8 protein-coding genes are annotated in these 11,813 nt (G+C 73.0%); 5 read left to right on the plus strand and 3 right to left on the minus strand.

What is annotated here, in order from left to right:
• The first annotated feature begins 112 nt into the window (after positions 1–112).
• Positions 113–1,468, plus strand: a complete 1,356-nt coding sequence (locus tag SM573_RS14190; protein ID WP_474616261.1) for an FAD-binding oxidoreductase — start codon at positions 113–115, stop codon at positions 1,466–1,468.
• A gap of 104 nt (positions 1,469–1,572) precedes the next feature.
• On the opposite strand, the gene SM573_RS14195 is transcribed toward SM573_RS14190, so the two are convergent.
• Entirely contained in the window at positions 1,573–2,004 is a 432-nt protein-coding gene (locus SM573_RS14195; protein WP_474616262.1) for a hypothetical protein, read from the minus strand.
• 73 nt (positions 2,005–2,077) lie between these two features.
• Positions 2,078–4,162 (minus strand): SpoIIE family protein phosphatase, encoded by a 2,085-nt coding sequence (locus SM573_RS14200; protein ID WP_474616263.1) that lies wholly within the window; start codon positions 4,160–4,162, stop codon positions 2,078–2,080.
• A gap of 182 nt (positions 4,163–4,344) precedes the next feature.
• On the opposite strand from SM573_RS14200, the gene SM573_RS14205 reads away from it, so the two are divergent.
• Positions 4,345–8,709: a HAMP domain-containing protein gene (locus tag SM573_RS14205; RefSeq protein WP_474616264.1), complete on the plus strand. Its 4,365-nt coding sequence runs from the start codon at positions 4,345–4,347 to the stop codon at positions 8,707–8,709.
• On the plus strand, positions 8,706–9,260 hold the full coding sequence (locus tag SM573_RS14210; RefSeq protein ID WP_474612640.1) for a response regulator: 555 nt from the start codon (positions 8,706–8,708) through the stop codon (positions 9,258–9,260). Before SM573_RS14205 ends, SM573_RS14210 begins: the two co-directional genes overlap by 4 nt.
• A 24-nt stretch (positions 9,261–9,284) precedes the next feature.
• On the opposite strand, the gene SM573_RS14215 is transcribed toward SM573_RS14210, so the two are convergent.
• Positions 9,285–9,620, minus strand: coding sequence for an STAS domain-containing protein (locus tag SM573_RS14215; protein WP_474612641.1), 336 nt, complete (start codon positions 9,618–9,620; stop codon positions 9,285–9,287).
• A gap of 201 nt (positions 9,621–9,821) precedes the next feature.
• On the opposite strand from SM573_RS14215, the gene hemL reads away from it, so the two are divergent.
• A complete protein-coding gene (hemL, locus tag SM573_RS14220) occupies positions 9,822–11,159 on the plus strand; it encodes a glutamate-1-semialdehyde 2,1-aminomutase (protein ID WP_474616265.1) in 1,338 nt (445 codons plus the stop codon).
• Between the two features lie 5 nt (positions 11,160–11,164).
• Positions 11,165–11,812, plus strand: coding sequence for a histidine phosphatase family protein (locus SM573_RS14225; protein WP_474612643.1), 648 nt, complete (start codon positions 11,165–11,167; stop codon positions 11,810–11,812).
• The last annotated feature ends 1 nt before the right edge of the window (position 11,813 follow it).

Below are 11,813 nucleotides of genomic sequence, written 5' to 3' on the forward strand. Positions count from 1 at the left end.
CCTGCTGTACGCGTCCGCGCCCGCCCCGGCCCCCACCTCCGCCGTGCTCCGGGCGGAGGTGGGGTCGGCGAATCCGCTCCCGCCGCTTTCGAACATGTGTACGATGGCCGGCATGGCGGCAGCAGCGCGTTCCACCGATCGACCAGGGGCCCTCGAGATCACGCAACGGTTGACGGAGATCTGCGGCCCGCCCTTCGCGCGGTTCGCCGGGCCCGCCGACGAGGTGGCCGGCCGCGCCGCCCGCTGGGTCGCCGTCCCCGGCAGCCCGCAGGCGGCGGCCGAGGTGCTCCGGCTCGCCGCCCGGCACGACCTCACGGTCGTGCCCCGCGGCGCCGGCACGAAGATCGATTGGGGTGCGGCGCCCGAGCAGGTCGACATCCTGCTCGACACCGGCCGGCTGGCCGGGATCGGCCACCAGCCCGTCGGCGCCGCGGTGGCCGAGGTCGGCGCCGGCACACCGCTGCGCGCCGTGCAGGCCACGTTGGAGCGCACCGGGCAGCGACTCGCCGTCGACGCGCCCTCGCCGGGAGCCACCGTGGGCGGGGTGCTCGCCGCGGGCGAGGCCGGTCCGTTGCGGCACCGGCACGGCGCCCCCTGCGACCAACTCGTCGGCCTCCGTTACCTGACCGCCGAGGGCGAACTGGTCAGCGCCGGCGGCGGGGCGCCCGGGCTGGATCTGGCCCGGCTGCTCTGCGGCTCGCAGGGCGCGCTCGGCGTCCTGGTCTCCGCCACGCTGCGGGTGCAGCCCGCGCCGGCCAGCCGGTTGTGGGTCTCTCGTCCCGTGTGGACGCCGCTGGAGGTGCACGACCTGGTGCGGACGGTCCTCGCCGCGCGGCTCGACCCGGCCGCGATCGAGCTGGACCTCCCCGCCCTGCCCCGGCAACGACGCCCGTTGCGTGCGGATGACCCGGCGGCGTGGGCCCGGGCGCGCCATCCGTCGATGGCCGGGCGGGCCGGCGTCCCGTCCCGGGCCGGCAGTCTCGTGGTGCTGCTCGAGGGCGGTCCCGCCGATGCCGTCGAACGCGCCGAGCGCCTCGTGTCGCTTCTCGACGGGGAGGCGACCGTCACCCACTCGCCGCCGACGTGGTGGCGGCGCTACCCGTTCGCCCCGGGCGACACCGCGCTCCGCATCGAGGTCCCGATCACCGACCTGCACGCGGCCGTCTACGCGCTGCGTGACGCGGCCGGAGCCCCGCTGCCGCTGCGCGGCTCCGCCGGCCTGGGCGTGGTGCACGCCGCCCTGCCCGGGTCACTGCCCGCCGACCGGGTCGCCTCGATCCTGGCCGCCGTCCGTGGCGTGCTGCTGGCCCGTCGGGGCCGGTGCGTGGTCCTCTCCGCGCCCGCGACGGTGCGCCGGGAGGTCGACCTGTGGGGCGAGTTGACCGGCCTGCCCCGGCTGCGCGCGGCCAAGGCCCACCTTGATCCGCACCACCGGCTCGCCCCGGGCCGCCTTCCCGGCGGCGGGTGAACCCCGTCGCCCGCCGGGCGACGACGCCGCTTGCGCCGCGGCCGGATCCTCGTCGACGGCTTCGGCGCCCCCCGGCGGGAGCGGTCAGGGACGGCTGGGCCCGCTCAGTCGAGCCACCAGCGGTGCATGTCGGCGGCGACCGGGGTGAACCGGGCCAGCAGGAGGAGCACGGCGATGCCGGCACCCACCAGCAGCAGGGTCCGCCTCCGGCGGGAGAGGCGGTCGACATCCCGAGCGGCCACCGCCACGGCGTAGACCGCCATCGGCGCGGTGAGCACGACGCCCATCAGGTAGAGGACCGAGACGACGGCGTAGAGCCAGAAGAAGGGATTCGCGCCGTCCATGCCGAACGGCACGAGGTCCTTCGGGTCGTACGCCCCGGTCGCCATCTCGGCCGGTCCGACCCCCGCGGTCAGCATCCGGCCGACGTAGAGCGTGGTCACCGCCACGAAGGCGGCGATCACGGCGAACTGGGTGACCAGCACCGTACGCACCAGGCGGGGCGCTCCGGCGACGGCATCCACAGCGGTCGACATTCGCTCAACCTACCGGCCCGGCTCGCCGTGGTCGATGTGCTGCGGGCGGCGGCGGCCGCCCGCCGCTCCGACCTCAGGCGGCGTCGTTGCGCAGCACCAGGATCGCGATGTCGTCGCGGGGTGCCTCGACCGAGAAGTTGAGCGCCGTGGAGCGCAGCCGCGCGGCGACCACGTCGGCCGAGTAGCCGGCCAGCGGGGTGGCCGCCTCGCGGAGCCGGTCGGAGCCGAAGAGTTCCCGCCCGCGCCGCCGCTCGGTCACCCCGTCGGTGTAGAAGACCAACGCGTCGCCCGGAGCGAGAGGCACCTGCGCGGTGGGCGTGGTGATGGCGTCGAGCAGGCCGAGCGCCGTGCCCCCGGTGCCGACGAACGCGCCGCCGCCCCGGCCGCGCAGCAGCAGTGGCCGGTCGTGCCCGGCGAGGTGCAGGGACACGTCCAGGCGGTCGCCGTCGCCCGGGCCGACCGCCGCCAGCGCCAACGTGCAGTACCGGCCGCTGCCCCGCTCCACCAGCGTCTCGTTGAGCCGGGTCAGCACCTCGGGCAGCGGCTTGCCGTCGCCGACGAGCACCCGGATCACGTCGCGGACCAGCCCGGTGACCGCGGCCGCCTGCACCCCCTTGCCGGAGACATCCCCGATCACCACCAGCCAGCGCCCGTCGGGCAACGGCATCACGTCGTAGAAGTCGCCGCCGACGTCGGCGTCGCCACCCGTCGGGACGTACTCGGCGGCGAAGCCGATGCCCTCGACGACGGGCAGCACCGGAGGCAGCAGCGACTGCTGGAGCGTCTGCGCCACGCGGCGGCGCTCGGCGTGGATCCGCGCGTTCTCGATCGCCAGCGCGGCCCGGCGCGCCACGTCCTCGAGCACCGCGACCTCGTCCGGGTCGTGCCGGTGCCGCTGGTGCCGCCCGACGGCCAGCGTGCCCAGCCGCTGGCCGCGCGCGATCAGGGGGACGGCGAAGCCCTCCATCGGCCCGCCGAGCGGCACCTGCGCGGCGCTGCGCGACGCCTCCCGCAGGCGGGCCTGGACCGAGTCGGGGCCGGTCTCGGCGAGCACCTTGTGCAGCTGCGGCAGGACCGACTCGTCGGCGTGGCTCGCCGCCGCGAGCCGGAGCCGGCCCCACTCGTCGGTGGTGTGCACCGCGCACCACTGGCCGAGGCGGGGCACCACCAGCTGCGGGATGAGCGCCATGGTCAGCTCGACGTCGAGCGACTGGGCGAGCAGCTCGCTCGCCTCGGCGAGGAACGTCAGCCAGGCCTGCCGCCGGACGTCCGCCCGGCGGAGCCGGTCGTTCTCCAGGTGCAGGGAGAGCCGCTCGGCCGCGAGCACGGCCAGCGGCCGGGCGTACGCCGACGGCGCGGCGTCCAGCTCCAGCTCGCCGGTGTACGGGCGGTGCACGGTCAGGGGCACCCGGAGCAGTTCGTTGCCGGAGCGGGGCTGCCGGCCGTAGCGGGCCAGGATCTGCGGGCCCGTGCCGTCGCCCCGGTCCAGCCGGATCAGCCCGCCGGCCGCGCCCACCATCTCGGCCAGCCGGGTCAGCAGGCCGGTGGCGAGGTCGGGCAGCGGATCCTCGGCGTACGGGTCGGGGCCGATCTGCATCAGCTCGCTCACCGCGGCGGCGCTCGGCGCGGAGCTGGCACCGGGCGCGGCGTCGCCGCCTCCCGTGGCGCCCGGCGTGTCGCGGGCGGCGGCCGTCGCCCCCGGCCCGGCCGTGGTCGCCCCGTGCCGGTCCAGCCGGAACCACACACCCTTGCCGCTCGGCAGGTAGGTGGTGCCCCAGCGGCTGGCGAAGTGGTCGACGAGGAGCAGGCCGCGCCCGCGCTCGGCGACCTCGGCGATTTCGTCGGCCTCGTTCCGTACGCCGACGATCAGTTCGTCGACGGGCCCGGACGCGAAGTCGGAGACGGTGACGGTCAGCCCGACATCGTCCGCGACGACCTCGATGTCCAGGTCCGTGCCCGCGTGCTCCACCGCGTTGGTGGTGAGCTCGGTGGTGAGCAGGAGCGCCTCGTTGAGCAGTTCGTCCAGCCGCGCCTCGGCCAGCACGGACCGGACGAGCGCACGGGCGGCCGCGGGCGTACGCCGGTCAGCGGGTAGGCGGACGCGCCGGAGGTGCCCGTCCGGGCCCCCGGCCGCCGCGGGCCTCGTCTCCGCCGACACCCGCATATCCTCCACCGCAACCGGCGCGGGTGCCAACCCGCTGGCGGAACGGGCCGCCGAACGGGACCGGTGAGGCGTGGCGCGTGTGCGCGGAGCCTGGGCAACGGCGGGCTCGCGGGCACAATATGAGGTGGCCGGCATCCCGGCGCGAGCCGGTGCCCCCCGAGCGGAGACGAGGAAGAATGACCACGGTGAAGCAGTCGGTGGCGGATCCCTCCGCGCCCGACAACGAGGCACTCCTCGATGAACTGACCGAGGCGTTGCGGCGGGTGCGCCGCGGCGACCTGAAGGTGCGGTTGCCCCGGCGCGCCGGTCGGGCCGGGGCGGTCGCCGACGCCTTCAACGAGGTGGTCTCGCTCCAGGAACGGCAGTACCTCGACCTGCGCCGGATCAGCCGGGTCGTCGGCCGGGACGGCCGGCTCACCGAGCGGCTGGACGAGGAGGGGCTGGACGGCTCCTGGGCCGAGGGGCACCGGGCGGTCAACTCGCTCATCGACGATCTGGGCCGGCCGACCACCGAGATCGCCCGCGTGATCGTCGCCGTCGCCGACGGCGACCTCTCCCAGCACATGGCGCTGGAGATCGACGGCCGGCCGCTGCGCGGTGAGTACCTGCGCATCGGGCGCACGGTGAACACGATGGTGGACCAGCTGTCGTCGTTCGCGGACGAGGTGACCCGGGTGGCCCGCGAGGTGGGCACCGAGGGCAAGCTGGGCGGCCAGGCCGACGTCCGGGGCGTCGCCGGCACCTGGAAGGACCTCACCGACTCGGTGAACACCATGGCGTCGAACCTGACCGGCCAGGTGCGGTCGATCTCCCAGGTCGCCCGGGCCGTGGCCAAGGGCGACCTGTCGCAGAAGATCACCGTCGGGGCGCGGGGCGAGGTCGCCGAGCTGGCCGACACGATGAACTCCCTCACCGACACGCTGCGGCTCTTCGCCGAGCAGGTGACCCGGGTGGCCCGCGAGGTGGGCACCGAGGGGAAGCTGGGCGGTCAGGCGGACGTGCCGAACGTCGCCGGCACCTGGAAGGACCTGACGGACAGCGTCAACTCGATGGCGTCGAACCTCACGGCGCAGGTGCGGAACATCGCGCAGGTCTCCACCGCGGTGGCCCGCGGTGACCTGTCGCAGAAGATCACCGTCGCGGCCCAGGGCGAGATCCTGGAGCTGAAGAACACCGTGAACACGATGGTGGACCAGCTGTCGTCGTTCGCGGACGAGGTGACCCGGGTGGCCCGCGAGGTGGGCATCGAGGGGAAGCTGGGCGGTCAGGCCCAGGTGCGCGGCGTCTCCGGCACCTGGCGGGACCTCACGGAGAACGTGAACCAGCTCGCCGGCAACCTGACCGCGCAGGTGCGGAACATCTCGCAGGTGTCGACGGCCGTGGCGAAGGGCGACCTGTCGCAGAAGATCACGGTCGACGCGCAGGGCGAGATCCTGGAGCTGAAGAACACCGTGAACACGATGGTGGACCAGCTGTCGTCGTTCGCGGACGAGGTGACCCGGGTGGCCCGCGAGGTGGGCACGGAGGGCAAGCTGGGCGGTCAGGCGCAGGTGAAGGGGGTCTCCGGCACCTGGCGGGACCTGACGGACAACGTGAACTCGATGGCGTCGAACCTGACCAGCCAGGTGCGGAACATCGCCTCGGTCACCACGGCCGTCGCCAAGGGTGACCTGTCGCAGAAGATCACCGTGGACGCCCGGGGCGAGATCCTGGAGCTGAAGTCGACGGTCAACACGATGGTGGACCAGCTGTCGTCGTTCGCGGACGAGGTGACCCGGGTGGCCCGCGAGGTGGGCACCGAGGGCAAGCTCGGCGGTCAGGCCCAGGTGCGCGGCGTCGCCGGCACCTGGCGGGACCTGACCGACAACGTGAACTCGATGGCGTCGAACCTGACGGCACAGGTGCGCAACATCGCGCAGGTCTCCACGGCGGTGGCGAAGGGCGACCTGTCGCAGAAGATCACGGTCGATGCGCAGGGCGAGATCCTGGAGCTGAAGTCGACGGTCAACACGATGGTGGACCAGCTGTCGTCCTTCGCCGACGAGGTGACCCGGGTGGCCCGCGAGGTGGGCACCGAGGGCAAGCTGGGCGGTCAGGCGCAGGTGAAGGGCGTCTCCGGCACCTGGCGGGACCTGACCGACAACGTGAACTCGATGGCGTCGAACCTGACGGCGCAGGTGCGCAACATCGCCTCGGTCACCACGGCCGTCGCCAAGGGTGACCTGTCGCAGAAGATCACGGTCGACGCGCAGGGCGAGATCCTCGAACTGAAGAACACCATCAACACGATGGTCGACCAGCTGTCGTCGTTCGCCGACGAGGTGACCCGGGTTGGCCGGGAGGTCGGCATCGAGGGGCAGCTCGGTGGTCAGGCGCAGGTGAAGGGCGTCTCCGGCACCTGGCGCGACCTCACCGAGAACGTCAACCAGCTCGCCTCCACCCTGACCACCCAGCTGCGCGCGATCGCCCAGGTCTCCACGTCCGTCACCCGCGGCGACCTGACCCAGCGGATCAACGTCCAGGCACAGGGCGAGATCGCCGAGCTGAAGGACAACATCAACCAGATGATCGTCACCCTCCGGGAGACGACGAAGAAGAACGCCGAGCAGGGCTGGCTGGACTCCAACCTCGCCCGGATCAGCGGTCTCCTCCAGGGCCAGCGCGACCTCGGCGAGGTCTGCCGGATGATCATGGTGGAGGTGACCCCGCTCGTCGACGCGCAGCTCGGCGCGTTCTTCCTGGTGGACAACTCCGAGGGCAGCATGCGGCTGCGGCTCACCGCCTCCTACGGCTACGTGGCCCGCGGGCACGACGTCACCTTCGGCCCCGGCGAGGGGTTGGTCGGCCAGGCGGCGCTCTCCCGCCGGACCATCCGGGTCAGCGCCGCCCCGGACTCGTCGCTGACGCTCCGGTCGGGCCTGGCCAGCACGCCCCCGGCCGACCTCGTCGTGCTTCCCGTGCTCTTCGAGGGGGAGCTGCTCGGCGTCATCGAGTTCGCCAGCGTGGTCCCGTTCTCCGAGCTGCACCTGTCGTTCCTGGAGCGGCTGGTGCTCACCATCGGCATCGCGGTCAACACCATCCAGGCCAACCGGCGTACGGAGGAGCTGCTGGCCCAGTCGCAGCGGCTGGCGCACGAGCTCCAGGAGCAGTCGGCGGAGCTGCAGCGGACCAACGCCGAGCTGGAGGAGAAGGCCACCCTGCTCTCCGAGCAGAAGGGCAACATCGAGACCAAGAACCGGGAGATCGAGCTGGCCCGGCTGGGCCTGGAGGAGAAGGCGCAGCAGCTCACGCGGGCGTCGGCGTACAAGTCGGAGTTCCTCGCCAACATGAGCCACGAGCTGCGTACGCCGCTGAACTCGCTGCTCCTGCTGGCCCGGCTGCTGGCCGAGAACTCGGAGCAGAACCTCACCCCGAAGCAGATCGAGTTCGCGCGGACCATCCACAGCGCCGGCTCCGACCTGCTCTCGCTGATCGACGACATCCTGGACCTGTCCAAGATCGAGGCGGGCCGGATGGACGTGGAGCCGACCGAGGTGCGGTTCGCCGAGATCCGCGGCTACGTCGAGCAGGCGTTCGCCCCGCAGGCCGAGGAGAAGGGCCTGGACTTCCAGGTGCGGGTGAGCAGGGACCTGCCGCCGTCCCTGGTCACCGATGCCCAGCGGTTGCAGCAGATCCTGCGCAACCTGCTCTCCAACGCGGTGAAGTTCACCGACAACGGCGCTGTCACGCTGCGGATCGCCCCGGCGGCCGAGAGCGCGGTCTTCGACGTGCCGACGCTGACCAACGCCCAGCAGGTGATCGCGTTCACGGTGATCGACACGGGCATCGGCATCTCGGACGACAAGCTGTCGATCATCTTCGAGGCGTTTCAGCAGGCGGACGGGACGACCAGCCGCCGCTACGGCGGGACGGGCCTCGGTCTGTCGATCAGCCGTGACCTGGCCCGGCTGCTCGGCGGCACGATCACCGTGGCGTCCGCGCCGGGGCAGGGTTCCACCTTCACGCTGTTCGTCCCGGACGTGCTGGCGCCGGACGCCGTGGTCGCCCCGCTGCCGCCGTCGCCGGCCCGGGCCGGGCTGCCGTCGTCCCTGCTCATGCCGCCGCTGGAGGTGCCCGAGCCGGCGACCGGCCCGACCAGCCGGCAGCTCGACGGCGCGACCGTGCTGATCGTCGACGACGACGTCCGGAACGTGTTCGCCCTGACCAGCGCGTTGGAACTGCACGGGATGACCGTGTTGTACTCGGACAACGGGGCGGACGGCGTCCGCCTGCTCGCCGAGCACCCGGAGGTGGACATCGTGCTGATGGACGCCATGATGCCGGACCAGGACGGATACGAGACCACGCGCCAGATCCGCCGCAACCACCGCTTCGCGGACCTGCCCATCGTCTTCCTGACCGCGAAGGCGATGCCGGGTGACCGGGAGTCCGCGCTCGCTGCCGGGGGCAGCGACTACATCACCAAGCCGGTCGACCTGGACGAGTTGATCGAACTCATGTCGTCCTGGATCAGCGGCAGCCGGACCGAGGAGAACTCGTGACCCAGATGGCCAAGGCGCTGCTCGTCGACGACCGCCGGGAGAACCTGATGGCCCTGGAGGCGATCCTCCAGGGCCTGCCGGTCCAGTCGGTTGCGGTGGAGAGCGGCGAGGCGGCGCTCAAGCAACTGTTGGTGGACGACTTCGCGGTGATCCTGCTCGACGCCCAGATGCCGGACATGGACGGTTTCGAGACGGCCAGCCACATCAAGCGCCGGGAGCGGACCCGGCACGTGCCGATCATCTTCCTCACCGCGGCCGACCGGGACGCCCAGCTGGCCCTGCGCGGGTACGCGGTGGGTGCCGTCGACTACCTGACCAAGCCCTTCGACCCGTGGGTGCTGCGCGCCAAGGTCTCCGTCTTCGTGGAGCTGTGGGTCAAGACCCGCCAGCTCGCCGCCCAGTCCGACCTGGTGCGCGAGCGGGAGGCGCAGTGGCGGATGCTGACCGACGCCGTCGACGAGGCGACGGCCCTGCTCCGCGGCGACGACCCGGACGGCCGCGACCGCGCCGTCGAACTCCTCGAACAGGCCCGCTGGGGCAACCTGGCCTGAACCGGGCCGGCGCGAGTCGCGGGGTCAGCCCGCGGGCTGGTCGTTGCGGATCATCAGGGCCGAGCGGAGGCCCGTGATGTCCAGGACGCGGAGCAGGAAATCGCCCACGTTGGTCAGGACCAGCAGGCTCTGGGAGTGGCTCGCCTTGCGGCTGAGCACGACGAGCGTGCCCAGGCCCTGCGAGTCGCAGAAGGTGACCCCGGCCAGGTCGAGCACGATCCGGGCGGGCGGATCGGTGAGCACCTCGTTCACGACGGTGGAGAGCTGGGCTGCCGTGAGCATGTCGATCTCGCCGGCCAGGCGCAGCACCGCCTCGTCGCCGGCCCGGCGTACGGTGATGGACAGTTCGGCACGATCCACCGGGTCAGCCTAACGCGATCTGTCCGACCCGGCCCGTCGAGGAGCGCAGCGCCCCGCGCCGGGGAGCGCAGCCCCCGTGTCGAGAGCGCGGCTTCCGCGACCGAGGAGCCCGGCCGGCCCCGCCACCGGCGGGTGAGCCCGGTAACCCCAGGCCGGGGTGGCTGCCGGTTCTCCCGTCGGCGCTGACACAATGGCGGCATCGTGACCGATACCGTTTCCGCCGGATCCGGCCGTTACCCGGCCGACGCGCCGGCCTCCGAGGCCCTGTTCGACCGCGCCCGCACCATCGTGCCGGGCGGGGTGAACTCGCCCGTCCGCGCCTTCCGCGCGGTCGGCGGCACCCCGCGATTCATGGTCCGGGGGGAGGGTCCCTGGCTCTACGACGCCGACGACCGGCGGTACGTCGATCTCGTCTGCTCGTGGGGGCCGTTGATCCTCGGCCACGCCCACCCCGAGGTGGTCGCCGCCGTGCAGGCCGCCGCCGCGCGGGGCACCAGCTTCGGCACCCCGACGCCGGGTGAGGTGGAGCTGGCCGCCGAGATCGTCGACCGCACCCCGGTCGAGCAGGTGCGGTTGGTCAACTCCGGCACCGAGGCCACCATGTCGGCGATCCGGCTGGCTCGCGGCTTCACCGGCCGTTCCAAGATCGTGAAGTTTGCCGGTTGCTACCACGGGCACGTGGACGCCCTTCTCGCCGCCGCCGGCTCGGGTGTGGCCACCCTCGGTTTGCCCGACTCGCCCGGCGTCACGGGCGCGGCGGCGAGCGAGACGATCGTGCTGCCGTACAACGACCTGCGGGCGGTGGAGGAGGCGTTCGCCGCCGAGGGGCAGCACATCGCCGCGATCATCACCGAGGCGGCCGCCGGCAACATGGGCGTGGTGGCGCCGCGGGACGGCTTCAACCAGGAGCTGGCCCGGATCGCGCACGCGCACGGCGCGCTGCTCATCGTCGACGAGGTGATGACCGGGTTCCGGGTGTCCCGCTCCGGCTGGCACGGCCTCGACCCCTCGGACGCCGACCTGTGGACGTACGGCAAGGTCATGGGTGGTGGCCTGCCGGCCGCGGCCTTCGGCGGCCGTGCGGAGGTCATGGCCCGGCTCGCCCCGGCCGGTCCGGTCTACCAGGCCGGCACGCTCTCCGGTAACCCGCTGGCCTGCGCCGCGGGTCTGGCGACCCTGCGGCTGGCCGACGAGGCGCTCTACCGCAAGCTGGACGAGACGGCCGCCGTGGTGGGCAAGCTCGCCTCCGACGAGCTGGCCGCCGCGGGCGTCCCGCACCGGCTGTCGTACGCGGGCAACATGTTCTCGATCTTCTTCACCGACGCCGACGTGGTCGACTACGACAGCGCGCGGACGCAGCACGTGCCGGCGTTCAAGGCGTTCTTCCACTCGATGCTCGCCGCCGGGGTCTACCTGCCGCCGAGCGCGTTCGAGTCCTGGTTCGTCTCGGCGGCGCTGGACGACGCCGCGTGTGAGCAGATCGCCGCGGCCCTGCCGTCGGCGGCGCGGGCAGCGGCAGCGGCGGGTCACGGGGGGTAGACGCGGTGAGCAAGACGGTCGTTCACGTGCTCCGGCACGGCGAGGTGCACAACCCCGACAAGATCCTCTACGGGCGGCTGCCGGGTTTCCGCCTCTCCGAGCTGGGTGTGCAGATGGCCAAGGCCGCCGCGCAGGGGCTCGCCGACCGGGACGTGGTGCACGTCGTGGCCAGCCCGCTGGAGCGGGCGCAGCAGACCGCCGAGCCGATCGCCGCGCAGTTCGGGCTGCCGGTCGGGGTGGACGAGCGGCTCATCGAGAGCGCCAACTGGTTCGAGGGCAAGCGGGTCTCCCCGGGGGACGGCTCGTTCCGTGACCCGCGCAACTGGTGGGTGCTGCGCGACCCGGTCACCCCGTCCTGGGGCGAGGCCTACCGGGCCATCGCCGAGCGGATGTTCGCGGCGCTGCACGCCGCCCGGGTCGCGGCGGAGGGCCGCGAGGCGGTGCTGGTCTCGCACCAGCTGCCGATCTGGACGCTGCGCCGGTACGTCGAGCGCAAGCGGCTCTGGCACGACCCGCGCCGGCGCCAGTGCTCCCTGGCGAGCCTGACCTCGTTCCACTTCGACGGGGCGAAGGTGGTCGGCATCGGCTACACCGAGCCCGCCGCCCACCTCGTCGCCATGTCGCCGACGGCCAGGACGGCCAAGGGAGCCTGAT

Source organism: Micromonospora xinjiangensis, assembly GCF_056150165.1.

What these genes read in the sequence shown, in the direction of transcription:
- SM573_RS14205 (WP_474616264.1), top strand. Translation starts at nt 4,345, where the DNA reads ATGACCACGGTGAAGCAGTCGGTGGCGGATCCCTCCGCGCCCGACAAC.
- SM573_RS14195 (WP_474616262.1), bottom strand. Translation starts at nt 2,004, where the DNA reads ATGTCGACCGCTGTGGATGCCGTCGCCGGAGCGCCCCGCCTGGTGCGT.
- SM573_RS14190 (WP_474616261.1), top strand. Translation starts at nt 113, where the DNA reads ATGGCGGCAGCAGCGCGTTCCACCGATCGACCAGGGGCCCTCGAGATC.